This is a genomic window from Streptosporangium sp. NPDC002607 (assembly GCF_053592655.1).
Map to the genome: position 1 here is coordinate 48,423 of NZ_JBSFWD010000042.1, position 23,620 is coordinate 72,042.

The 23,620-nt window shown below is 67.9% G+C and carries 24 protein-coding genes; 15 read left to right on the forward strand and 9 right to left on the reverse strand.

Annotated elements, in window-relative coordinates:
* Window positions 1-108: 108 nt before the first annotated feature.
* The 3 genes from ACWD3H_RS35300 (at window position 109) to ACWD3H_RS35310 (ending at window position 3,960) form a co-directional block, all read left to right on the forward strand.
* Window positions 109-1,833 carry a hypothetical protein gene (locus ACWD3H_RS35300; RefSeq protein ID WP_451958089.1) on the forward strand — a complete coding sequence of 575 codons (1,725 nt, stop codon included), beginning with the start codon at window positions 109-111 and terminating at the stop codon, window positions 1,831-1,833.
* Window positions 1,830-2,240 carry a WD40 repeat domain-containing protein gene (locus ACWD3H_RS35305; RefSeq protein WP_451958090.1) on the forward strand — a complete coding sequence of 137 codons (411 nt, stop codon included), beginning with the start codon at window positions 1,830-1,832 and terminating at the stop codon, window positions 2,238-2,240. The genes ACWD3H_RS35300 and ACWD3H_RS35305 overlap by 4 nt, the downstream gene beginning before the upstream one ends.
* A gap of 340 nt (window positions 2,241-2,580) precedes the next feature.
* Complete coding sequence (locus tag ACWD3H_RS35310; RefSeq protein ID WP_451958091.1) at window positions 2,581-3,960, forward strand: DUF4158 domain-containing protein; 1,380 nt, start codon at window positions 2,581-2,583, stop codon at window positions 3,958-3,960.
* Window positions 3,961-4,022: 62 nt separating this feature from the next.
* Here the strand turns inward: ACWD3H_RS35310 and ACWD3H_RS35315 are convergent, their stop codons facing one another.
* Complete coding sequence (locus tag ACWD3H_RS35315) at window positions 4,023-5,030, reverse strand: hypothetical protein (RefSeq protein ID WP_451958092.1); 1,008 nt, start codon at window positions 5,028-5,030, stop codon at window positions 4,023-4,025.
* A gap of 78 nt (window positions 5,031-5,108) precedes the next feature.
* Between ACWD3H_RS35315 and ACWD3H_RS35320 the strand changes: the two genes are divergently transcribed.
* Window positions 5,109-5,699 carry a TetR/AcrR family transcriptional regulator gene (locus ACWD3H_RS35320; RefSeq protein WP_350922339.1) on the forward strand — a complete coding sequence of 197 codons (591 nt, stop codon included), beginning with the start codon at window positions 5,109-5,111 and terminating at the stop codon, window positions 5,697-5,699.
* A gap of 60 nt (window positions 5,700-5,759) precedes the next feature.
* Here the strand turns inward: ACWD3H_RS35320 and ACWD3H_RS35325 are convergent, their stop codons facing one another.
* Window positions 5,760-6,302, reverse strand: a complete 543-nt coding sequence (locus ACWD3H_RS35325) for a hypothetical protein (RefSeq protein ID WP_451958093.1) — start codon at window positions 6,300-6,302, stop codon at window positions 5,760-5,762.
* 90 nt (window positions 6,303-6,392) lie between these two features.
* Here ACWD3H_RS35325 and ACWD3H_RS35330 point away from each other — a divergent pair, with 90 nt between their 5' ends.
* The 6 genes from ACWD3H_RS35330 to ACWD3H_RS35355 all read left to right on the forward strand — a co-directional run bounded on the left by ACWD3H_RS35330 (window position 6,393) and on the right by ACWD3H_RS35355 (window position 10,589).
* The gene (locus ACWD3H_RS35330; protein WP_451958094.1) at window positions 6,393-6,575 is read left to right on the forward strand and encodes a hypothetical protein; all 183 of its coding nucleotides are present in this window, start codon (window positions 6,393-6,395) and stop codon (window positions 6,573-6,575) included.
* Window positions 6,576-6,939: 364 nt separating this feature from the next.
* Window positions 6,940-7,515 carry an ABC transporter ATP-binding protein gene (locus tag ACWD3H_RS35335; RefSeq protein ID WP_451958095.1) on the forward strand — a complete coding sequence of 192 codons (576 nt, stop codon included), beginning with the start codon at window positions 6,940-6,942 and terminating at the stop codon, window positions 7,513-7,515.
* A 275-nt stretch (window positions 7,516-7,790) separates the two neighbouring features.
* Window positions 7,791-8,141: an ArsR/SmtB family transcription factor gene (locus ACWD3H_RS35340; RefSeq protein ID WP_350922330.1), complete on the forward strand. Its 351-nt coding sequence runs from the start codon at window positions 7,791-7,793 to the stop codon at window positions 8,139-8,141.
* Window positions 8,141-8,599: an SRPBCC family protein gene (locus tag ACWD3H_RS35345; RefSeq protein WP_355560472.1), complete on the forward strand. Its 459-nt coding sequence runs from the start codon at window positions 8,141-8,143 to the stop codon at window positions 8,597-8,599. Before ACWD3H_RS35340 ends, ACWD3H_RS35345 begins: the two co-directional genes overlap by 1 nt.
* The gene (locus tag ACWD3H_RS35350; RefSeq protein WP_451958096.1) at window positions 8,596-10,053 is read left to right on the forward strand and encodes an MFS transporter; all 1,458 of its coding nucleotides are present in this window, start codon (window positions 8,596-8,598) and stop codon (window positions 10,051-10,053) included. The genes ACWD3H_RS35345 and ACWD3H_RS35350 overlap by 4 nt, the downstream gene beginning before the upstream one ends.
* Window positions 10,054-10,070: 17 nt before the next feature.
* On the forward strand, window positions 10,071-10,589 hold the full coding sequence (locus ACWD3H_RS35355) for a pyridoxamine 5'-phosphate oxidase family protein (protein WP_433358970.1): 519 nt from the start codon (window positions 10,071-10,073) through the stop codon (window positions 10,587-10,589).
* A 910-nt stretch (window positions 10,590-11,499) separates the two neighbouring features.
* Here the strand turns inward: ACWD3H_RS35355 and ACWD3H_RS35360 are convergent.
* Complete coding sequence (locus ACWD3H_RS35360) at window positions 11,500-12,552, reverse strand: WD40 repeat domain-containing protein (RefSeq protein ID WP_451958097.1); 1,053 nt, start codon at window positions 12,550-12,552, stop codon at window positions 11,500-11,502.
* Window positions 12,553-12,832: 280 nt separating this feature from the next.
* On the opposite strand from ACWD3H_RS35360, the gene ACWD3H_RS35365 reads away from it, so the two are divergent.
* Window positions 12,833-13,576, forward strand: a complete 744-nt coding sequence (locus ACWD3H_RS35365) for a hypothetical protein (RefSeq protein WP_451958098.1) — start codon at window positions 12,833-12,835, stop codon at window positions 13,574-13,576.
* A 342-nt stretch (window positions 13,577-13,918) separates the two neighbouring features.
* Here ACWD3H_RS35365 and ACWD3H_RS35370 read toward each other — a convergent pair whose 3' ends face one another.
* Window positions 13,919-14,374, reverse strand: coding sequence for a hypothetical protein (locus ACWD3H_RS35370; RefSeq protein WP_451958099.1), 456 nt, complete (start codon window positions 14,372-14,374; stop codon window positions 13,919-13,921).
* Between the two features lie 454 nt (window positions 14,375-14,828).
* Between ACWD3H_RS35370 and ACWD3H_RS35375 the strand changes: the two genes are divergently transcribed.
* Complete coding sequence (locus ACWD3H_RS35375) at window positions 14,829-15,107, forward strand: hypothetical protein (RefSeq protein ID WP_451958100.1); 279 nt, start codon at window positions 14,829-14,831, stop codon at window positions 15,105-15,107.
* 172 nt (window positions 15,108-15,279) lie between these two features.
* On the opposite strand, the gene ACWD3H_RS35380 is transcribed toward ACWD3H_RS35375, so the two are convergent.
* The gene (locus ACWD3H_RS35380; protein ID WP_451958101.1) at window positions 15,280-15,456 is read right to left on the reverse strand and encodes a hypothetical protein; all 177 of its coding nucleotides are present in this window, start codon (window positions 15,454-15,456) and stop codon (window positions 15,280-15,282) included.
* A gap of 115 nt (window positions 15,457-15,571) precedes the next feature.
* Here ACWD3H_RS35380 and ACWD3H_RS35385 point away from each other — a divergent pair, with 115 nt between their 5' ends.
* Both ACWD3H_RS35385 and ACWD3H_RS35390 read left to right on the forward strand, forming a co-directional pair.
* Window positions 15,572-18,577, forward strand: a complete 3,006-nt coding sequence (locus ACWD3H_RS35385) for a Tn3 family transposase (RefSeq protein ID WP_451958102.1) — start codon at window positions 15,572-15,574, stop codon at window positions 18,575-18,577.
* Between the two features lie 213 nt (window positions 18,578-18,790).
* Window positions 18,791-19,522: a putative dsRNA-binding protein gene (locus ACWD3H_RS35390; protein WP_451958103.1), complete on the forward strand. Its 732-nt coding sequence runs from the start codon at window positions 18,791-18,793 to the stop codon at window positions 19,520-19,522.
* 104 nt (window positions 19,523-19,626) lie between these two features.
* On the opposite strand, the gene ACWD3H_RS35395 is transcribed toward ACWD3H_RS35390, so the two are convergent.
* From ACWD3H_RS35395 to ACWD3H_RS35410, 4 genes are all read right to left on the reverse strand, one after another.
* Window positions 19,627-20,439, reverse strand: a complete 813-nt coding sequence (locus tag ACWD3H_RS35395) for a hypothetical protein (RefSeq protein WP_451958104.1) — start codon at window positions 20,437-20,439, stop codon at window positions 19,627-19,629.
* 236 nt (window positions 20,440-20,675) lie between these two features.
* Entirely contained in the window at window positions 20,676-21,710 is a 1,035-nt protein-coding gene (locus tag ACWD3H_RS35400) for a DUF4331 family protein (RefSeq protein ID WP_350928198.1), read from the reverse strand.
* Between the two features lie 497 nt (window positions 21,711-22,207).
* Window positions 22,208-22,399: a hypothetical protein gene (locus ACWD3H_RS35405; RefSeq protein WP_397360968.1), complete on the reverse strand. Its 192-nt coding sequence runs from the start codon at window positions 22,397-22,399 to the stop codon at window positions 22,208-22,210.
* Window positions 22,396-23,061 (reverse strand): recombinase family protein, encoded by a 666-nt coding sequence (locus ACWD3H_RS35410; RefSeq protein ID WP_451958105.1) that lies wholly within the window; start codon window positions 23,059-23,061, stop codon window positions 22,396-22,398. Before ACWD3H_RS35410 ends, ACWD3H_RS35405 begins: the two co-directional genes overlap by 4 nt.
* Before the next feature lie 127 nt (window positions 23,062-23,188).
* On the opposite strand from ACWD3H_RS35410, the gene ACWD3H_RS35415 reads away from it, so the two are divergent.
* Window positions 23,189-23,365, forward strand: a complete 177-nt coding sequence (locus ACWD3H_RS35415; RefSeq protein WP_355569464.1) for a DUF6042 family protein — start codon at window positions 23,189-23,191, stop codon at window positions 23,363-23,365.
* The last annotated feature ends 255 nt before the right edge of the window (window positions 23,366-23,620 follow it).

The window sequence follows — 23,620 nt, forward strand, 5'->3', positions numbered from 1 at the left end:
AAGACCACCAGCTACACGGTCAACGCCGCCGGAGAGGTCACCGTCGCCACCGACCCACTCAACCACTCTTCCACCTTCGGCTACGACCTGCTGGGCCGCACCACCAAGGTGACCGACGCACTTAACAACTCCACCGAGGCCGAATACGACCTGGCCGGACGCAAGATCGCGACCAAGGACCTCACCAGTACCAACGCAGTGGTGCGGACCTTCGGCTTCGGCTATGACCCAGCCGGCAACCCGACCAGCACTACCTCCGGTGAAGGTCACGTCACCCAGCGCACATTCGACGAGCTCGGCCGAATGACCTCTCTCGTCGAGCCAGTCGCCGCGAGCACGTCGATCACCTCGACGTTCGGCTACGACGCCAGTGGCGCCCGCACGCGCACCACCGACGGCCGCGGTAACCCCGTCTGGACCACCTATAACAGCCTGGGTTTAGTCGAATCCATCATCGAACCATCCACCGCCGCCCACCCGAATGTGGCCGACCGGACCTGGACCAGCGTCTACGACGCCGCCGGTAACACCACCGCCACCCTGCAGCCGGGCGGGGTGCGCATCGACCGCACCTTCGACCATCTGAACCGGGTGACAGAGGAGAGCGGCAGCGGCGCGTCGGTGACCACCCCCACGCGCACCGTCACCTATGACCAGGCGGGCCGGATGACCGCGATCGGTGACTACACCCTGGAATACAACGACCGCGGCCTGCTGACCAAGGTCTCCAAGGCCACCAACCAGGTCGCCGCCTACACCTACGACGCCGCAGGCAACCCCACCCAGCGCATCGACCCGACCGGCACCGCGACCTACACCTGGGACGGCGCCGACCGGCTCAATACCGCCTCCGACCCGGTGACCGGCCGGACCTGGACCTACGGCTACGACAACGCCGACCGCCTCACCACCAAGACCTCAGCCACCCCGGCGGGCACCCAAACCTACGGCTACGACGCCGTCGACCGGCTCACCTCCCAGGCGGTGAAGAACAGCTCCGGCACCGAATTGTCGAAGATCGTCTACGGGTGGGACAAAGACGACAGCCTCACCACTAAGCCCACTACCGGCACCGCCGGCGCCGGCGTCAACACCTATGGCTACGACCGTGCCGGACGGCTGACCTCCTGGACCGCGCCCGGCGGCGCCGTCACCACCTACGAATGGGACAACTCAGGCAGCCGCACCAAGGCCGGCAGCGAGACCTTCGTCTACGACCAGCGCAACCAGTTGACCTCCGGCGCCGGCGTCGACTACACCTACACTCCCCGCGGCACCACCGCCACCGAAACCAAGGCGGGCATCACCCGCAACCTCGTCTTCGACGCCTTCGACCGAATGGTCTCCGACGGTGAGGCCACCTACGGCTACGACGCGCTGGGCCGGATGGCCTCACGCACCGCCGGCACCACCCAGCAGCGCTTCACCTACTCCGGCCTGAGCAATGACCTCGTCACCGCCGCTGACGGCACCAATGCCACCATGGCCAAGTACGGGCGCGACCCTTTCGGTGGCCTGCTCAGCCTGCAAGAAGGCGCAAGCCCCGCGCTCGCCACCATGAGCGACCTACACGGGGATATGGTCGCCACCTTTTCCGGCACCGCACTGGTCGACTCGGTCGCCTACGACCCCTTCGGGAAGGTCACCCACCGTTCCCGCAAGTTACCGGCCGGTACAACAGGGTTTTCCGGGGCGCACACCGGGGCCCCGGCGGTAATGCCGGACCCGCCCGGCGCGGCCGCGCTCCGGAGCCGCTCGGCCCGGGCGGGCAGAAGGCGACGCAGAGGCCTCCAAGTCGATCTCAAGCGTGATCTTCTACACCTACGGGTGTGAATACGACCCCGCCACGGCAGCGCCGCTCACTATCTCGCCGGACCCTGCTCCTGGGCGGACTCGGCGCCCTGGCCGTCATCGGCGTGCCGACCATGGTCGCCTGCACCCCCGACCCCACATCGAGCACCCCCGACCCCACACCGAGCGCCGCCAACCTCGCACCGAGCGCCACCCTCACCGGCCACACCTCCTTTGTCACCTCGGTGGCGTTCAGCCCGGACGGCGAAACCCTCGCCACCACCAGCGGCGACAACACGGTGCGGTTGTGGGACGTGGCCGGCCACAACACCGCCGCCACCCTCACCCGCCACACCAACGAGGTCTGGTCGGTGGCCTTCAGCCCGGACGGCGAAACCCTCGCCACCGCCAGCGCCGACAACAGCGTGAAGTTGTGGCCGACCCGCTGACCCAGTAGATGGGGTGCCACCGGAATACGGCTGGCATGGGCCGTCGAGCGACAGGGACTTCTTGGACGTAGGTTTTCGGACGGCATTCGCGCAGGTGAGCCCGTCGTCCGAGAACGTGTACGTTTCCGGACGACGGGCGGCTGGGCTTGCAACGTCGCATGTCAGAGGCTCGGCGGCCCGAATCTGCCGTATTCCGGGGTCTCGGTAGCAATGAAGAAATTTTCAACGAAGTAGCGTCTGACCTGCGGTAACGGAGGAGTTTGACCTCCTGTGGCGGGTTGATGATCACTGCCGCTACGTTCGTTCCGGTTTTGTCCGGTACGGCACGTGGAGTGGTGCGTTGTCAGAGAAGATGTTCTCCGAGGAGCAGTTGGAGCAGCTGCGTTCGTTCCCGGAGATCAGTGCAGATGAGTTGATCCGGTATTTCACGCCAACGGCGGCTGACGTGGCGTTCGTTGATCCAGGTCGTGGGCGGCGCTCCGTGGACCAGCTGGGCATGCTGGTCCAGCTCTGCACGCTGCCGTGGCTCGGGTTTGTGCCCGACGATGTGGGTTCGGCGCCGCCGGCGGCCGTGGCCCGGGTCGCGGAGCGGCTGGGTGTGTCGCCAGCGGCGCTGCGGCTGTACGGCAAGCGCGATCAGACCCGCTCGAACCATCTCGGCCAGGTCGCCAAGTATCTGGAGTGGCAGACCGCCCCGGCGGGCAGTCAGGCGATGAAGGAGCTGGAGCAGTTCCTGCTGGACCGGGCGATGGAGCACGACGCGCCGACGCTGCTGTTCAACCTGGCGCGCGAGTATCTGATGGCGGCCAAGGTGATCCGGCCCGGCGCGCTCATCTTGGCCAAGATGGTCGGCGCCGCCCGCAAGGCGGCCTCCGATCTGACCTCGCAGCTGGTGGGGCACCTGCTGACAAAGGAGCTCCGTGCCGATCTGGAGCGGATGCTGGTGGTGGATGCGGGGCTGGGGATGACCCGGCTGGAGTGGCTGGTCAGTCCGGCCAGGGACGCTTCGGCGACGTCGGTGAAGACCGCGATCGACAAGCTGACCTGGTTGCGCGCGATCGACGCCCACCAGATGGATGTGTCGGTGCTGCCGAACGAGCGGCGCCGGTTCCTGGCGCAAGTCGCGCGCCGTTCGAGCAATCAGGGTTTGGAGCGGCGCAAGGAGCGTAAGTTCCCGATCCTGCTGGCCTTCGTCGTCCAGGCCGCGGTCGACCAGCTGGATGAGGTGGTGGCCCTGTTCGACCAGGCGGTGTCGGCTCGTGAGTCGCGGGCGAAGTCCAAGACGGATGAGGCGCTGGTCGAGCGGGCCAAGAAGGGTGAGGCTCGGCAGCTGGTGATGGAGATGATCCTGCCGGTGCTGGCCGACCCGTCGATTCCCGACGATGAGGTGGGCGGGATGCTGCGCGAGCGGATCGGCATGCAGCGGCTGCGGGAGATCACCTCCGATGCGTGGAAGCCGCTGCCCAGAGATCACGGTCGGCTGTCGGAGCTGGAGTCCTCCTACACCTACCTGCGCCAGTTAACTCCGAACGTGCTGGCCGCGATCGACTTCCAGGGCGGGCCAGGGACGGCCGAGCTGATGGAGGCGGTGGCCATCTTGAAGGAGATGAACCGGCTCGGCGGCCGTAAGGTGCGGCGCTGGCCGGCTGATCGCCGAAGATCAGCCGGGTGTGGGCCTCATCCACCCCGATGGGGCCCCGGCAGGGCGGCCCGTGCCTGACAAAGCCATCATGAACCAGGTCATCTCACGGGTGCGCCGCCCGCGATTCTCGATCGGCGGAGTCAGTGATCGTCTCGTGCGTCGGCGAAGGTGGCGCCGATCTCTGTCATCCGCTCGGCCGCGTAGGCGGGGTCGATCAACGCCTCGGGGGTGTGGATGCCGGGTGGCACGGGGTCGCCGCGCAGGCCGAGCAGCCGTTCGACGCCGAGGGCGATGCCGAGTGCCGTCAGGGGGCGCTGCCCCTCCGGGTGGAGGAGGTAGCGGCTCGTCCTGAGTGGTGCGCCCGCGCGGTCCACGCCTTCGAGGTCGATCTTGACCTCCGTGGACGCGGGTCCGCCGCGGCGCCGGCCCGCGGATTCGCCGATCGCGAACGCGAAGCGGACGTTGGGCGCGCCCGTCGCGACGGCCAGGCTCGGCACGTCGAGGATGGGGACGATCTGGGCGGGCAGGACGGTGCCGTCGACGCTGGTGACCTCCACCTGCGCGTCGGGGCCGCTGACCCAGCCGAAGACGCCGTCGCGGCGGACGTGTCCCGCCGAGCTGGCGGCCAGCAGGCGTGCCATGTCCACCGTGGCCGCGGGCCCGCCGCTGTCCTGTTCATCCAGTACGCCGCTGACCTCGATGGTGTCGATCCGGTCGAACTCCCTGGCGAGGTCGAGCACCGCGAGGACGACGAGCCCGGCGTACCAGTGGCTGGCCAGCAGGATCGGCGCCGCGTCGGCTCGCAGGCCGGCGGCGACGACCTCGGGGCCGATGTCGACCAGGCCGCTGGAGATGCTGACGTACGGCAGGCCGCGGTCCTGTGCGTAACGCAGTCCGTTCAGGTGGCTGTCCCACACCGTTGCCACGACGGCCGAGTAGCCGTCGGTCCGCTGGAGGCCGAGGTCGCTCCGCCGCAGATCGATGGTCACGGCTGTCGCGGCGCCGAGCTCGTCGGCGACCCGGCGGGCGCGGCCGAGATCGCGGCCCGCGATCGTCAGCGGCAGCTCCGGGTACCACCGGCGCAGGAGGGCTGCGGTCCCCGCGCCCGCCTGGCCGGATCCGCCCATGATCAGTACGGAGTGCTCCACGGTGATGTCCTCTCGCTAACCTGCATTCTGTAACTTACATTTTGTAGCTTACGCTGGGAGGCAACGCAAGGGAGGACGATGACCACGGGATCGACTCGCCTGTCCAAGCCGGCCAGGCGGGAGCAACTGCTCGACACCGCCATGGCGATCGTGCGCGCCCACGGCACCGACAGCCTCACGCTGCTCAGCCTGGCGGAGGCCGCCGGAGTGAGCAGACCGATCGTCTACGACCACTTCGGCACCCGCCCCGGCCTGCTGATCGCGCTCTACCGGCGGCTCGACGAGCGGCACCGGGCCGCCTCGAAGGAGGCCCTGCGAGACGCCCCGGCCGTCCCCCGCGAGATCGCCCGCGTCCTGAGCGCCGCCTACTTCGCCTGCGCCACCGACATGCCGGAGTGGACCGTCGTCTCCGCCGCGCTCAAGGGCAACCCGGAGATGGAGGCGATCGAGCGCGAACTGCTCGACGACTACACGAACCTGATGGCCACCGCCCTGCGGCCGTACTCCGGCCTCACGCCGGAAGCCCTCCGGCTGCGCTGCGCCGGCGCGCTCGGCGCGGCCGAGGCGATCGCCGCGGAGCTGAACCGGGGGCGGGTCACCGTCGCGGACGCGGTCACGGCGCTGACCGACCTGATCGTCGGCGGCACCGGCGCCGGGACCCGGGTCTGAGACGGTCCCGGGTGTGGCGGTGCTGTGGAGGTATCGGGCGGGTACCGTGCAAGGCATCCCCTAACCGCGGGCGGGGCGACGGCGCACGTGGTAGGCGTAGGCCAGGGCGAGCACTATCGGGCCCCACAGCGCGACCGGGGTGATGCACACCCTGGCCAGCGCCTGCCACCAGTCGTTCTCGTACGCTATACCGTCGGAGACGCCGACCCAGGTGAGCGCCATCCAGACCGAGATCGCGGTCAAAAACAGCCCACCGACCATGGCAGGGACGACCGCCGCCATCGGCGGCACACGTCTGCCGCCGATGACCGGGATCCAGCTCGGGACCACCTCGCCCCAGCCGCGCACCAGACCGATGCTGAGCAGCGCCACCAACTCAGTGAGCACACTGAGCCCGAAGACATAGGGGATAGTGATCCACAACGGTGCCACAAGCGCATCGTTGAGCTGGCCCATGTCGAAGTGAAAGGCAAACGGCAACCGCCACAGGCACGAGGGGAGCAGCAGCCAGGGAAGCGCGTAGGCGGCACGGAGCGCCCAGCGTGGGACGGGCTGTTCGGTGTCGCTGGTGGCCGGGGCCGCATGTAGCAGTTTGATCGCCATAGCTGCACTCTCTCGCGGCATTTGAGGACAAATGATCCCCCGTGAGGGCGAACCACCTCCCCCGCGTGAGCTAGTTACGGGGTCGGTACTGTGGCCGCCGCCGACCTGATGGCCGCGACCGGCTCCGCCGACCTGACCGCCGCGATCGGCACCAGCGCCGGCGAGCTCGCCGAGCACAGCCTGCGCTGCCTCAACGGCACTCAGGTCACCCGCCGCATGGCGATGCGCGCCCTGGCCGACCTATCTGGGGTCCCGGTAGTAATCGGGGCATGACGAGCATCCGAACGAAAAGTCCCGTTAGCAGAGGAGAGTTGAGTGGCTTACCGTGACTTTTCGTTCAGGTGTGTGTCGCCGGGAGATTTGCACAGGTCATAACTGGAGGCCTGCGGGCACACCCGGTTATGGTCGGCGGTCGTCTGAGCTACCGGCGACAACGAGTCGGCGTTCCTCATCGGCGTGTTGAGCGTTCTACTCCCGGACGCGTCCCCAGCCGCCAAGCCGCGTGGGGTACCTGACGTGTGATGGAGGCATGTCTTTTTCGTCTTCGCATTCGGGTGAGGTTCCGAGTACTGCCGGGCAGCCGCCTGTTGTCCACGCGGTCGATCTGACGCGCACGTTCGGCCGCCAGAGTTCGCTGGTGACGGCTCTGGACCGGGTTTCCGTGGGGTTCGAGGCGGGCCGGTTCACCTCGATCATGGGGCCGTCGGGGTCTGGGAAATCGACGCTGCTGCATTGCCTGGCGGGTCTGGAGCGGCCGACGTCGGGGTCGGTGCTGATCGGGGGAACCGATCTGGCGCGGTTGTCGGACGGGCAGTTGACGACGCTGCGGCGGGATCGGCTGGGGTTCGTCTTCCAGGCGTTCAACCTCATTCCGACGTTGACCGCAGAGGAGAACATCACACTGGGCGAGCGGATCGGCGGCCCTCGGGTGGATCGGCAGTGGATGGCGCATCTGGTGCGGGTGCTGGGGCTGGGCGACCGTCTAGGGCATCGCCCGAGCGAGATGTCCGGCGGCCAGCAGCAGCGGGTGGCGATCGCCCGGGCGCTGGCGCACCGCCCGGCCGTGGTGTTCGGCGACGTGTCGGGCGACCGAGTCGACGCCAGGGCGGGCGTACCGCTCCAGGGAGCGGACGGAGGCGTGACGGGAGCGGGCCAGCAGTATCGGGGTGGAGGTGCCGTCCTTGGCGTCGTGTGTCAGGGCACTGTGACGTAGCCGGTGAAGCGTCCACCCGTTCAGGTCCTCGATGTCCTCGGGTGAGGCGAGCGGGTTGGCCGGCAGCCGGGTGTTCTCCTCGAAGATCTCCTCGGCCCGGCGGTAGGAGAGCCGGGGCCGGCTCCGAGCATCACGCAGTGCTGCATGTCCGTTCGCCGTGGCTGTACGAGAACAGGGCCGAATGCGCGAGCCCGCCAGGAGATCGGGCCACCACGATCGGGTCATTGTTAAGGAAGTACTTGACTATAAATGTGTGCCGACTCATAGTTAAGGACATGCCTAACTATGGCGGATCGCTGGACCGGGTGTTCCAGGCGCTGGCGGATGGAACGCGCCGGGCGATGGTGCAGCGCCTGATCCGCGGGCCGGTGTCGGTCAGCGAACTGGCCAGGCCACTGGAGATGTCGCTACCGGCGGTCATGCAGCACATCCAGGTGCTGGAAGCGTGCGGGCTGGTCAGATCCGAGAAGATCGGCCGCGTCCGCACCTGCCGCATCGAGCCGGACGTACTGCGGACGGCCGAGGACTGGCTTGCCGAGCAGCGCACGTCCTGGGAACGACGCCTGGACCGGCTCGGCGACTACCTGCTCGATGATCCCGGCACACCGGAGCAAGGGAGCTTGTGATGATCGACCGTTCTGTCACACACGCCACGTTCACCCTCGAACGCCTCTACCCGGCCACGGCGGCCCGGGTGTTCGCGGCATGGGCCAACCCGAAGGCGAAGGCCCGCTGGTTCTCCACCCCCGATGCGGACCATGAACTGGACTTCCGGGTCGGGGGCCGGGAGGTCAACCGCAGCCACCCGGACAGCGGCCTGTCGATGACGTTTGAGTCGTTGTACCGCGACATCGTCCCAGACGAGCGCATCGTCTACACCTCCATGTTGCACGTGGGAGACGACCTAGCGACGGTGTCGCTGACGACCGTGGCGTTCTGCCCGGCCGATGGGGGCACGCAGCTGGTCCTCACCGAGCAGGGCGCCTTCCTCGATGGCCGGGAGGAGCCCTCCTGGCGGAAGCACGGCACCGGCGACTGGCTTGACGCGCTGGGCGTCGAGCTGGGTGCGGGAGGGCATGAGTGAGCCCGCGGGCGGCCGCCTTGAGGTGGCGAGTGCTGGTGCTGCTGGGCACGGCGTTCTTCATGACCATCCTGGACGGCACCAGCTTGCTCACCGCCCTGCCGGCCATCGAGCGGGAGTTTCGGGCGCTCGGCCTCGCCGTCCAGTGGGCGGTCACGGCCTACGCGCTGGCCTTTGCGGGCCTGCTGCTGTTGTGCGGCCGCGCCGCGGATCTGCTCGGCCGCCGCAGGGTCTTCCTGGCCGGAATGTCGCTGCGCGTGGTGGCCTCGTTGGGATGCGGGTTCGCCCCGACGGTCGAAGCCCTGGTCGCAGCCCGCGCTTTGCAGGGTGTGTCGGCCGCCATCATCGCCCCCGCAGCCTTGTCCATGGTGATGAACGCCTTCGCCGAAGGCAGCGAGCGGAACAGGGCACTGGGAATCTGGGGCGGGATCGGAGGGCTCGGTGCCACCGCCGGGCTGCTGCTGGGCGGCCTGATCACCGATACGCTCGGCTGGCAGTGGGTCTTCTGGATCAACGTCCCGGTCGGGGTGGTGGTGCTGATCCTCGCGCCGGTGGTGCTGATCGAGAGCCGGAACGAGGTGCGTGTCCGCTCCTTCGACCTGGCCGGGGCGCTGACGGTCACTTCGGCTCTCGTGCTGTTCGTCTACGCCATCACCGGCGTCCCTGACGTCGGATGGTCCAGCCACCAGGTCCTCGGGCCGCTGGCGGGTGCGATGGCGCTGACCGGCTTGTTTGTCGTGATCGAACGGCGGTCCAAGGCGCCGCTGGTGCCATTCGGGGTCCTGCGGTCGCGTTCCCTGGTCGGTGGCGACCTCCTGCTTCTCGTCACGGGCATGGCGGTCGACGGCATGCTCATCATCCTCACCGCCCACGCGCAGTCGGTGCTCGGCTGGTCGCCCGTGCGGTTCGGCCTCACGGCCGGGGTGATGACCGTGGCGGCCGTCGTCGGCGCTCTGGTCTGCCAGCGGGTTGTGACCAGGATCGGCGTGCGTCCGGTCGCGACCGTCGGCACTGCCCTGCTCGGTGGAGCCTGCCTGCTGCTCACCCGGGTGGTGTCCGAGCACAGCTCGCCGGAACTGCTGACTTTTGCCCTGTTGGTCTTCGGGGCGGGCATGGGCACCGCCACCGTCTGTGCCCAGATCGCGGCGTTCACCGGTGTCGCCGAACGGCACTCCGGTCTGGCCGCCGGACTCGCCGATACCTGCTTCGCGGTTGGCACTGCCCTCGGCGTAGCCATCGCCGGCAGCGTTGTCGCCGCGCATGCACCCACGCCTGGGATCGCCGCGCCGCAGACGCTGGTTCCCGGTCATCAGGCCGCGTTCGGCGTGGTCGGCCTCGTCGCGGCACTGGGCCTGGTCATCGCTCTGGCCATGCTCGGCAAGCGATCGGCACCGGTCCCCAAAGAGACCGCGGCGCCTCCCGTTGACCAGATCGTGACCGACCGCATTCCCGCCTGACCCATTGAGGAGCTTCCATGTCCGGCTGTGACCCGGTCGCCGAGATCGGCCCCTTCAGCGACTCCGGCGCCGACGTGATCCCCTGGCCGATCGCACTGCGTGAGCTGGAGCAGGCGCGACTGTTCTGGCTGTCTACCGTCCGCCCCGACGGCCGACCCCACGTGACACCGTTGCTGGCCGTCTGGACCGGCGGCGCCCTGTACTTCGCTACCGGCGACCAAGAGCGCAAGACGCGTAACCTCCACACCAACGACCACTGCGTCATGACGACCGGCACGAACGTCCTGGACGGTATCGACATCACCATCGAGGGACGTGCCGAGTTGGTGTGCGACCCGGCTGAACGCAGCACCACCGCCGACGCCTACGAGGGCAAGTACGGCGACCTCCTGACCAGCTCGGACGGCACCTGGTATGGCCTCGGTGATGCCATCCGCTCCGGCAAGGTTCTGCTGTACCGCATCGATCCGGAGGTCGGATTCGCTTTCGGCAAGGGCGAGACGTACAGCCAGATCCGCTACCGCTTCCAGCGCTGACCGTTGATTCCGCGGCCGCGTGTCAGGCGGCCGAGCACCGGCCACCGTCGCAGAATGAGGATGTCGGGCTCGCTCTCGCGCATCCAGCACGACGTACACAGACCGCTCCGGCGGACCTGGCGGTTGGTCCAGAAGGCGGGTTCGACCCCGGACCGGTGGGCCTCTCGGTCATCGTCCGGCAGGCGCCACCACGCGGGCGAGGTCAGCACGGTGGCCCAGGGCCCGGGGCAGCCACATGCCGGGGTCGCGCCATGCGAGACGGAGCTTGAGCAACAACGGAACGGCCAGTGGCGGTAAAGGGTGCCCGGAGTTGGTGAACACTCCAACTTCTCAACACGTTTTCCGACACCGGTCGGGCGGTCCGCCATCCGGACCTGCCAGTAGGAGTGGAACGGTGAGCCGGGCTTACTGTCACATCAGTTGACAGTTGGGCCGATCGGCCCAACTCATGCCCCCTGTTGAGAAGAGGAGACCGGGTACCTACTCTCGCAAACGATCCATTCCCGGAGCAAGATCGAAGTCCGAAGGCGAGAGCAGCCGGGCCCTCGATCTGCTCCCACAACTCGTTCTCACGCGAACGCGGAGCTGCTCATTTCTGAACCGGAGGGGACCGGCCACCTGATCCGAGAGAAAGCAGGCAGCGTCCCGGTAGGGGAGGACTGACCGCAGGCCGGAGATGCCCCGAGCCATATACCGGACAGTGCATGGATTCTGTCCGGTTCCCGAGACGGCGTCTGACCAGGTCAGAGCAGTGAGACCGCTGCGGGAGCCAATCCGGCCCCACCCCGGGCACGGCTATCCACAGCCGAAACCCCGGCTGCCGTCTCCATCGCCCGACCAGCCCTATTAGCCCTTTCCGGCGTACTTGGTCTGCCCCCCGGTAGGGCTGAAGCGGTGATGATCTACTGGGTCAGCGGGTCGGCCACAACTTCGCGTTGTTGTCGGCGCTGGCGGTGGCGAGGGTTTTGCCGTCCGGGCTGAACGCCACCGAGTAGATCTCGTCGGTGTGGCCGGTGAGGGTGGCGACGGTCTTCCGGCTCGCGACGTCCCACAACCTCACGCTGTTGTCGGTGTCGGCGGTGGCGAGGGTTTTGCCGTCTGGGCTGAACGCCACCGAGGAGACGCTGTTGGTGTGGTCGGTGAGGGTGGCAACGATGTTGAGGCCGGCCACGTCCCACAACTTCACGCTGTTGTCGTCGCTGCCGGTGGCGAGGGTTTTGCCGTCCGGGCTGAACGCCACCGAGAAGACGCTTTCGGTGTGGCCGGCGAGGGTGGCGACGGTCTTCCGGCTCGCGACGTCCCACAACTTCACGCTGTTGTCGGCGCTGGCGGTGGCGAGGGTTTCGCCGTCCGGGCTGAACGCCACCGAGAAGACCCAGTCGAGGTGGTCGAGGGTGGCGATGGTTTTGCGGCCGGCCACGTCCCACAACCTCACGCTGTTGTCGGTGCTGCCGGTGGCGAGGGTTTCGCCGTCCGGGCTGAACGCCACCGAGCGGACCTCGCGGGTGTGGCCGGTGAGGGTGGCGACGGTGTCGCGGCCAGCCACGTCCCACAACCGCACCGTTCCTTCGACTCCTTCGACGTTGTTGTCGTCGCTGCCGGTGGCGAGGAGTTTGCCGTCCGGGCTGAAGGCCACCGAGCGGACCCAGCCGGTGTAGCCGGTGAGGGTGGCAACGGTTTTGCGGCCAGCCACGTCCCACAACCGCACCGTGCCGTCGAAGCTGGTGGTGGCGAGGGTTTCGCCGTCCGGGCTGAAGGCCACCGCGGCGACCGGCCTGGTATGGCCGGTGAGAGTGGCGCTCGGTGTGAGGTCGGGGGTGCTCTGTGTGGGGTCGAAGGTGATCGGTATGACGGTGGTGCAGGCGGCCGTGGTCGGTACGCCGATGGCCAGGGCGCCGAGCCCGCCCAGGAGCAGGGTGCGGCGAGATAGTGAGCGGCGCTGCCGCGGAGGAGTCGTATTCACACCTGTAGGTGTAGAAGATCACGCTTGAGATCGACTTAAAGGTGTCTGCATCACCCTCTGCCCGCCCAGGCCGAGCGGCTCGCCGACGGCGAACGGCTCCGCAGCGCGGCCGCGCCGGGCGGGCCCGGCATCACCGCCCAGACCCCGATGCGGGCCCCGGAAAACCCGGCCGTACCGGTCGGTAACTCACGGGAATCTGTATTCCCGTGAGTTGGGAAAACCCACACCCGTTGGGGGCATACGTCTTTACAGTGAAGACATATGTCTTCACACTGAGGACATGGATTCGGTAGGCGCGTCGGTGACGCGATTCGAGGAACTGGCGACCGCGCTCGGTCAGGTACGGGCCCGGGAGAGCGAATTGGAGGCCGAGCTGCTGACGATGGCCCGGCACCTGCGGGGCGCGGGCGTCCAACAGCGGCTGCTGGGCCGCCTGCTGGGTGAGCGCGCTGCGATGAAGCCCGCCACCGCCCTCAAGTGGCTGCAACGTCACGGCGTCGAGGCCGACCCGACCATCGGCGCGGCCGACGGCCAGCCGCCCGCCCCGCTCCCCGTGCAGGCGGTCGAGGCAGTCGCACCGAAGGAGCCCGCCACGAAGCCGAAGACGCTGGAGACATCTGTCCCCGACGTGGTCGACGACGCGCCCGGCCCCGCCGCCGCACCGGCCGCCGTGCCCGCTCCACCGGCCGAGACCACACCCTCGCCCTGGGAGCGCTACGGTGACCCGGCCAACCGGCGGCGCTGGTACAGCGACGACGAGCTCACCGCCGTCCAGCTCGTCGCCACCGGCGATGTCGACGGCGGCTCCTGGGTCATCGTCGCCGGCGACATCCTCGGCACCGTCCGACCGCACCTGTCGGCCCGCGGCACCCGGTCGGGATGGGAGGCCCGTCACCGCGGCGGCGGCACCGTCTACCACCTGAGCGGCAAGGGCCGCGGCAGCCACCCGGCCACCCGGGACACCGCGGTCGCCGAGCTGGTGGCCGACGTCCGGCATCGGTGGGCCGAGCAGCGCCGGCGCTGACGCGACGGCTGAACCGTACCGACCGCAGTCCGATGTAGGGGGGCAGACCAAGTACGAGAGAAAGGGATAACGGCGCGATGACCCCCTCACAGCCGTCGCGCGACGGATGACCGGCATCCATGATCGAATGCAAACTTTCTTCACTGTTTTTTTCCAGGCGGCCCGCCCCGGAGGGCCGCCGGCAGGAACGAGTTGCCGAAAGATTTCGCGCCCTGATCGGCTGGGGCCGAACCGAAGCGAAGCTCCATGTCACACAGAGCTACTTTGCCCCTGGTGACGCCGACCAGAGTGGGGGCCACCTTGGCCGGCTGCGGGCAGGCCAAGCCGGACTCGGTCGACCGGTCACGTGTTGGACGCGATAGAGCCGGCGACCGTGCCCACCACCCCCACCACGGCTACCGCGCCGGCGGCGGACATGAACGGCCACAACCTGTTCACCGGTGCGAAGAACACCAAGCCCATCAGTGCCACTCCTAGAAGGGCCAGGCCGCCAAACGCGGAGGTGAGGTGGGCCAACACGCCCTTCACGTCCCGCAGCCCTGCCTTGTCGCCTTCGGGGGTGATCCGGGCGGCGTAGACGTCGCCCGGATCCGCTTTCCTATGGGCGCTGACCTGGACCGTCTCGCCGGTAGCGTCGTAGACGAAGGTTCCATAGCAGAACCGCTTTCGTCTGGAGTAGTCCTGACACCCCAGCACGGTCACGGTTCCAGGTGCGGCGCTCTCGCTGATCGCCAGCCGGACGTCGGGCATCGCCTGGACGGTGGCCGCCGCGGTCCATCCCACGCCTGGGGCGAACATGATGACCACAATGCAGATATTCCTCAGGAGTGACTGAACGGACGTGTCACTCCAGCGAACCTTGCGAAAGGGCCCGGAACTCCTATAGCTGCGGCGAGCCGCGACTCGGTTGACCAGCGGAGAGGTGGGGCGGCGTTTACTGCGGGTCGTCCTGGTACGACGTGAGCGGCTCATGACCGCAACCTGGACCAGAGCGCTTGCAACCCGTTTGCGAACGACTGATCACCTTCGCGGGGATCCAGGGCGCCCCGCCATCGCGGGACGCCGACGTGCCGCTGGGTGGACACGGGCAGGGCTGCGGCTCTGCGGCCGGTCCCGACCCGCGACGCCGCGGACCCAAACGGCGGTTGCCGAAAGAACCCACGCCGATGCGGGCCAGTGGCGTTAACGAGCCCGCGAGGATGCCGGGTGCACGGTGAGGAATCCGTCGCCGCGCCTCCGTAGGATCACGCTTGTGCCCCCTCGATCGATCGCCAGACTCCGCAACGCCGGTGTGACCACCATCTGCGTCGGCGTTCTCGCCGTCATCCTGATCGTTCTGAGACAGACCCCGTTGCTGGCCCAGTTGCTGGGCTTCCTCTCCAAGACCCTGAGACGCAACAACTCGTCGCCGGTGGAGCCCGAGGTGGCGAGCATTCTCATCCTCTGCGGGGCCGGTGTCGTGGTGCTGGGGATCGTGATGGTGGTGGCGGCCACGGTGCTCCAGGCACGCGCTGCGCAGGGGTCCCAGTAGCTAAGTTGCCGAATTGTTCTTATAGGGGTCAAGCGGCGGCCCTGCGGCCGCGCGGCCCGCCGCGCGCCCGGCGGCCAGCCGGCCGGGCATGCGGCCTGGAGGCCGGTCCCGGCCGCCGCCGCCACGCGCGCTCGGTCCCGCTCACCGGGGCCGCCCACCCCAGCACGTGACGTCAGGACGGCAGCATCCCCCGGTAGTGCCAGATCCAGGGATCGGCGTCCTGGAGCGGCTCATACACCGCCCGGCGCTCTTCACCGGGGACGACCATGTACGCCCCGGTCTCCAACGCATCGTTGGCCAGCACCATCGGCCCGGGGACCGTCGCCCCGTCCAAGGGGCCACGGGGCATGACGAGCATCGGAACGAAAAGTCCCGTTAGCAGCGGCCCCAGCTAACTATTTGATCTTCTGCTCGCCCTGGTTGCTGGGACTGCCCTACTTTCGGCGGCTATGCCAGTCGAGTTTTTGAGTGATGATGAGGCGGCCGCGTACGGCCGGTTCTCTGGGGCCCCGTCGCAGGCGGAGCTGGAGCGGTTTTTCTTCCTGGACGACGCGGATCGGGCGCTGATCACCGAGAGGCGCGGGGCGCACCACCGCCTTGGTTTCGCCCTCCAGCTGACCACCGCTCGGTTCATCGGGCGTTTCCTGACCGATCCGCTGGACGTACTCGACGAGGTGCTGCACTACCTCGGCGATCAGCTCGGGATCGAGGAGATCTCGCAGATCAGCCGGTATACCGAGCGGCGCAACACGCCGTTCGAGCACCAGGAGGTGATCCGGGACGCTTACGTGTTGAAAGAGTTCTCCCAGGCGGAAGCGGAGTTCGTCGCCTGGGTTGACGCGCGGGCGTGGAACACCGGCGACGGCAAGAAGACGATTTTCTACGACGGGGTGACGTGGCTGCGCACCAACAAGGTCCTGCTGCCGGGGGTGACCACGCTGGCCCGGCTGGTCGCGCGGGTGCGTGATGAGGCCACCGACCGGCTCTACGACACCCTGCACGAGGTGTTGTCGCCACGGCAGCGGGTGATCTTGGAGATGCTGCTGGAGGTGCCCGACGGCAGACGTGCCTCAGACTTGGAACGCTGGCGCAAGAGCCCGGCGGTGCCCTCGGGCAGGAACCTGGAGAAGGCGCTGGAGCGTGCCGCGGAGATCCTCGGGGTCAGGCTGGGGGCGATGGTGCTGCCACCGCAGGTGCCGCACCGGCGGATGGTGGACCTGGCCCGCTACGGCATGCAGGCCACGGCGACCACCCTGCGCCGCCACGGCCCTTCCCGCCAGCTCGCCACGTTGCTGGCCACGGGGATCTACCTGGAGGGCAAGGCAGTCGACGACTGCCTGGAGATGCTGGATCTACTGGTCACCACCGAGCTGCTCGGCAAGGCCGAGAGCGCGACCGACAAGGAGCGGGCCCGCCGGCATCCGAAGCTGGCCAAGCACTCGGCCACGCTCGCCGCGGCGGTGGAGATGCTGCTGGAGGTCAGCGAGTACGGCGAGGAACTCCGGCTGGATCAGGTGTGGGAGGCCATCGACGCCATCGTGCCCAGGCGGGAGTTGCGGGAGGCTGTCGCGGCGGTGACCGAGATGGTGCCGCCGCCCGACGCCGACTCCGACGGCGAGATGCGGGCGCTGCTGGCCTCCCGGATCGCGACTGTGTCGGGGTTCCTCAAGACGCTGACCACGGTGATCGAGTTCGGGTCCAACGCCGAAGGCGCGCGGGCGCTGGCGGCGATGAAACAGCTGCCTCGGCTGCTGGACGGCCGCAAGAAGAAGGTCACCGATGCCGACATCGATCCCGCGCTGGTGACCGGGTCCTGGAAGCGGTTGGTGTTCAAGCGCCTGCCGAACGGCAGCACCGTGGACAAGAACGCCTACGCCATGTGCGTGCTCACCCAGTTCCACCGCCACCTCAAGCGCCGTGACGTCTACGCCGAGGCCTCGGCACGCTGGCGGGATCCACGCGGGCAGCTGCTGGACGGCGCGCGATGGGAGGCGGCCAAAGGGCCTGCGCTGGTGGATCTTCAGCTGCCTGAGGACCCTGGGCAATTGCTCGCCGAGCACGCGCTGGTACTGCATCTTGCGCTCAACGATGTCGCGGGCCGGGCCGGGCGCGACGGGGTGGACGTGAGCGTGGACGCGGAGGGACGACTGCACGTGGCCAAGCTGACCGCCCTGCCGGAGCCACCGTCCCTGATCGACCTGCGCAAGCGGATCCTCGCGATGCTGCCGCGGGTCGACTTGCCCGAGCTGCTGCTGGAGGTGATGGGCCGGGTTCCGGCGTTCGAGGCCGCGTTCATCTCGGTCGCCGGCGGGGTGAGCAAGCTGGCCGACTTCCCCATCTCGGTCGCGGCCTGCCTGACGGCCCAGGCGCTGAACATCGGGTACGCGCCGGTGGTGAAAGCCGGGACGCCCGCGCTGGAGCGTGGCCGGCTGTCGCACGTGGCGCAGAAATACCTGTCGGCCGAAACCTACACCCTGGCCAACGGCCCGCTGATTGACGAGCAGGGCAAGATCGGTTTCGCCCAGGTGCTCGGTGGCGGGCTGGTCGCGGCGATCGACGGGATGCGATTCGTGGTCCCGGTGCCCTCGATCTACACCCGCCCGAACAAGAAGTTTTTTGGCCGCTCACGAGGGGTCACCTGGCTCAACATGATCAATGACCGTGGGGTGGGGCTCGGGGCGAAGGTCGTCACCGGCACCGTGCGCGATTCCCTCCACATGATCGACGTGGCGTTCCGGCGTGATGGTGGGCCGCGCCCGGAGGTCTTGGTGACTGACACCGGCTCCTACAGCGACGTCGTCTTCGGCCTGGTCCACTTGCTGGGCATGCAGTACCGGCCCGCACTGGCCGACATTCCCGACCAGAAGGGCTGGCGCATCCAAGACGCCGACTACGGCAGCCTGTCCCGGTTCGCGCGCGGGAAGATCGATCTGGAGAAGATCAAACGGCACTGGGGCGACATCCTGCGCGTCGTGGTGTCGATCTACACCGGCGAGATCCGCGCCTACGACCTGATGCGCATGATCCAGCGCGACGGCAACCCCACCCCGCTCGGAGAGGCTATCGCCCACTACGGACGCATCTTCAAGACCCTCCACATCCTCACCTACGCGGTCGAAGAGCCCTACCGGCGCGACATCAAGGGCGTGCGCAACCTTCAAGAATCCCGACATTCGCTGGCCGGGAAGATCTTCCACGGCAAGAAGGGCGAGCTCTACCAGCGCTACCACAAGGGCATGGAGGACCAGCTCGGCGCGCTCGGCCTGGTGCTCAACTGCGTCACGTTGTGGAACACCTTCTACATGGACCGGGCCCTCGATCAGCTCAAAGCCGAGGACTATCCCCTGGCCGAGGAAGACGTCGCGCGCTTGTCGCCCTTCGTCCGCCGGCACATCAACGTGATCGGCACCTACTCCTTCGCCCAACCTGACCTTGGTCCAAGATCCTTTTCTGTGATCTTTGTGTTGTGATGATGAGTCTGACAAATGGTTCATATGGTGTCTATGGGTTGTACTGCTGTGATGGTGTCTTACTGATCGTTTAATGCTGTTGTTGCGGTCTTGATCGCTGGTTGTTGTCATGGCCCTTGTCATGTCGAGTGTCGGGTTGGCTGCCTCTGCCGTACCGTTCGCCGGGCTTGTCCGGCACTCGGTGGTGGGGCCGCTCTGGCAGGGTGGAGTGCCGTGAGTACCGACGAGCAGCATCTGGTTCCGGCCTCGCGTCGCCGTGGCGGCCTGGCCGCCACACGCGGTGGCCACCAAGAGAGCGAGCGGTCGTTTTTCTGCCGGATCTGCCAGCGCGCCGAGCGCGGGGTATGGGTGCCGGCGGGCTGGTATCTCCTCGAGCGCGCGCCCGGCGGCAAAGGCCGCCACATCCGCCTCGGCTTGTACTGCAGCGTCGCCTGCCTGGTGCGCGCCGGGGAGATGCTGGAGGCCGGGGCGGCCGAGCACGCCGCCCGGATGGACCTGCCCACCGAAGAAGACCGGCGCCGCGAACGCGCCCGCGTCGTCGACATCGCCCAGACGTTGCTCTCGGGCGGGCTGACGATCCGCCAAGCCGCCGAGAGCCTGAAGGTGGAGACCTTCACCTTGAAGGCATGGTTGAAGGAAGCCGGCATCCAGATCAGCCCGGCCGCGGCCGCGCCAGTGACGGCGGGGTCGTCGGGCGGAGCGGGTCCGGGGGAGCGTCATCCTGTGAGCGTGGTGAACGAGCTGACCCAGCAAGGCCGCATCGAGGCGGTCACCTGGCAGGTGGAGTCGACCGGCCCGTCGCACGCGCCGGCCTTCACCGCGGCTGCCAGCACCCGTCTGCTCGCCACGAACACGCCGGTGCGCGGTGAGGGGAGCGGGGCAAGTAAGGCGGCCGCGCGGGCGGCGGCCGCGGCCGCGCTCCTGGCCCACCTCGATGCTCTGTAAGGGCCGACAGCCGACGAGCGGGGTTCATTGGCCAGGATCAGCACCGCTCGCGTGTACGTGGTGACAGCTTCGTTGACAACAAGCCGTGTTCCGGCCGCCCCCCTTTAGCGGTTTGGAGCCTTGGGCAGGAAGGGGCCCTCCGCTCCCTTCAGCTTCGTGGTCACCGTGGCGGCCGCAGGGGCTTTGATGGAGACATTGCGCCCCCAGCCCGTGTAGCGAATCTCCGCGCGCTTCTTATTGCCGAAGGAGCTGTAGGTGGTCAGCCGGTGGGGCAGGCCTGAGGCGCTCACGACCAGCTTCCAGCGCACGACTGCCTTGTCATTGACGCCCCACCATATGGTGGTGCGCGCCCAGGGCGAGAGCTTGATGAGCTCCTTGAGGGTGATCTCTCCGGCGTAGGTGCTGCCACTGCGCTTGGATTTGGCGAGCATCATCTTGAGGGTGCCCGGATCGGCGGCGTTGATGAGCTCGCCCAGCATGGCCGAGCGGCCGGAGGTCCATCCGGGTGACTGTTTCCACCAGACCTTGCCCTTCGGCATGAGGGTTCCGACGATGAACCCCCGGACGTAAGAGGTCCTGCCGATCCTGATGGTCTGCTCGGGATCCCTCATGAAGGAGAGGTCCTCTTTTTCATCGGTGTCGAAGGAGTCCTTGGGAGGTTCGTCCTCGACGTTGAGCCTCGCTGTGATGTCGGAGGCCACGATCCCACTCCTGTCGTACTGCAGCAGACCCTTGCGTTCGAAGAACGACTTGTCACCGGCTCGCGTGGCCGATCGTTCGGTGTAGGAGACGCCCCGGCCCTGGGCGAGCTGCTTGGCCAGCGCCTTAACCGGATCTGCGGGGGCGGCCTGAGCGGGGGTAGCGGTCATGACGGTGGCGATCGCCGTGGTGAATACGACCGCGAACGTTTTCTTCATGTGACGAGATCTTGGTCTACGCCGATCACGCCCGTGTTTCGATTCCACGCGGTGATCAGCCAGAATCCGGTCTTTCAGCAACGCGGTCGGCGCGGTCGGCTGTCATAGTCATGCGGCGGCCGCCGGACGGAGCACAGTTCGGGTGGCAGCCCATGGCCGACACCGTGTCGGGAACGGCGTCGGGAACGGCTCCGGCGGCTGGGACGGAGCCCCCGAGCGCGTCCTTCCGGGGTCGGTCAGGAGGTGGTCGCCGGGTGCGGGTTGCCGAGGTACGGGAACCGGTCCAGGGTGTCGGTGTGCGGCGTCAGGCCGGTGGGCGGGGCCTCGTTCTTGGTGAGGAGCGCGACGCGGATGTTGATGACGTCTTCGGTGAAGGTCCGGCCGTTGGGGTAGGCGGCCGGCTTGGACGGGTCGAAGTGCAGCACGTCCGGCAGGAGGCCGTGCTCGTCGAGCGCGGTGATAGCCTCCTCGCGTGAGTAGCCGCCGGTGTGGCCCAGCAGGTGGACGAACTGGTCGGTCCAGTTGTCGCGGTCGTTGACCGGCTCGCCGGCGTTGTAGTCCTCTTTGGTGTCGTTGGTGTTGAAGAAGCTGCTCATGGACGGGTGTCCGGCCCGGTCGGCGTGGACGAGCTCACCGTCGCGCAGGACGCTGCACCGGCCCCAGATGTGCAGTTCGGGCTGGGGCGCCAGTTCCACGGTCGGCAGTTCGACGGCCATGGAGAAGACGTTGGCCGTGAGGTTGGAGTCGACACCGGTCCACGGGGACTGCCCGCCCAGATGCGGGGCGGTGAAGTTCCGCTTGCCGCTGGTGTCGAACAGGTTCTGGATGCCGTCGTTGTCGAAGAAGAAGGCGTCGCTGCGGCTGCCGGCGGCCACCTGGTAGTCACCGCTGGTGACCACGTTGGCCTGAGGGCCGAAGGAGACGGCGGCGTCCGACACGATCTTGGTGCCGGCCGCCTCGGGCTTACGGGACTCCGCGCCGGTCGCCATGAAGACGCTGTAGGTCTGGGAGCCGTCGGACGCCGGTGGGCTGAAGACCCAGCTGAAGGCGATGTCGGTCAGGTAGTCGCCGTCGTTGTCGACGTTCAGGCGGTATACGGCGTCAGGGTGCAGGGCGTCCGCGATGGGATTGGCGTTGAGGATGATGACGGTCCTGCTCGGGTCCCCGGGTGCCGCGAAGGCGTAGAGGTCGCACAGGTCGAGACGCTGGTCACCGAGCGGTGGCCCGAGGCTGAGGCCGGTGAAGTGGTTGGACATGTCAGGCCCTTTCATGGCTCGCTCACAAGACACCCATTGGAACGCTCCATTCGACTGCCCGTGTGGCGTGGTCACGTCCCGTGGAGTGGTGCAGAAGTCGATCTCCGCTCGATCCCGTTTCTGCAGGTTAAGCCCTCCTTGTCAAAATTCACGAGAGGCAGTGACGGGTGGCGAGTCGCACCGGCGACACGTCCGGGAACGGGTTCGCCTGCCGGGCCAGCGCTCCCGCCAAGGTCTCCACGCCCCAGCTCCAGGTCCGACTTGGCCAGCGTCTTCTCGATCGTGCACGCGGCCAGCTCGTCGGCCAGCGCCAGGATGACGGGGGTTGCTCGCCGCGAACGGAGGTCTCGGTAGTATCGACGGAATTTTCAATGAATATGCAGGTCAGAGCTCCCTTAGGGACCTTCAGGCACAGCGTGGAAGATGGGCCGCTGACCTGCATATCCGTTGCTTCCTACGTGGTTACTACTGGGGGGCAGACCAAGTAAGCCGGAAAGGGCTAATAGGGCTGCTCAGAGTCCGCGCTGGAGCCTGATACGTGATCGGTTGTGCTGCTCGACCGGCGGCAGGGGCTCCTGGGCGGTGTCCTGTGAGGTGGGCTCCGGCGTCGGTTCCGGGCGGATGCCGAACGGGCCGGGCTGTCCCGGCAGCGCGGCGCCGAGTTGGGCGGCGCCGCTTTTGGCCCGGTAGGGGGTGCGGATCACCGGGTGCCTGCTTGCAGTTCGGCCGGGCGGCGGGCGGCGCGCAGCTCGCGCAGGTTGGGGATGTGGTTGTAGAGGGTTCCCGGGCTCACGCCGAGGAGTTTGGCGATCGAGGTCACCGAGTGTTCGGGGTTGGGCAGCATGTCGCGGGCGGCGCGCAGCAGGTCGGGGGTGACCACGGTGGGGCGGCCGCCGACCCGGCCGCGTGCCTTGGCCGCGGCCAGGCCCTCGCGGGTGCCGGCGACGATGAGTTCGCGGATGAATTCGGCCAGGGCGGCGAAGACGTGGAAGACCAGTCGCCCGCCCGGGGTGGTGGTGTCGAGGCTCTCGTGCAGCGAGGTGAAGCCGATCTCGCGGCGGCGTAGTTCGCCGACCATGGCGATCAGGTCGGCCAGGGAGCGGCCGTAGCGGTCCAAGGAGGGCACCACCAGGGTGTCGCCGGCGGCCAGGAAGGCATGGCAGGCATCCAGCTCGGGCCGCTCAGCACTCTTGCCGGACTTTTTGTCGGCGAAGACGCGGCGGCATCCAGCGGCGGCCAGGGCATCCAGCTGGCGTTCGAGCTTCTGCCCTTCGGTGGAGACGCGGGCGTAACCGATGCGGATCTCGCTGGGCCGGGCGGGGAAGGCGGCGAGCGGATCGTCGGGGAGCCCCAAGACGGTGGTCACGCCGTGGATTCTCTCAATAAACGGTGTTGTGGGGTTGTTGAACCACCGGGGTTTTTGAAGGGGTTTTTGAAGGGCTGACGGGCCGTTCGGCCACCCCTTCCGCTGATCGTCAATAAACGATGGTTTTTTGACGGCAGATGACGATGGGCATGAGCCGCGATACCGCATCAACCCGGCCGCTCCGCTACCGGCCGAGGTGCTCGCCCTCACCGCCGACGAACGTGCAGAGGAAGACCACCTGTACTGGAGCGACCTGTACCAGGAAGCTGAAGAGGCGGCCGGGCCCTGTACGGCCGCGGAGTGAGGCCGCTCATCGGTATCGGGCGCTCTGGGGTCGTGAGGTGATGGGCCTCTTACCGCTGTTGTCAGGTGGGCAACTTCAGCCAAGCCAGGCCGCGGCGAAGCCGGCGGAGCCGGTGAGCTCACGCCGGTCTTCTTGCGGAACTCGACCGTGTAGTTAGCGGGTCAGGTCGTTGGGGTCGAACGGCACCCGGAGCAGCAACGGGCCGGTGGTGATCCACAGGTGGTCTGGCGCCGCGGCGGAGCCTGGCCCGAGCCT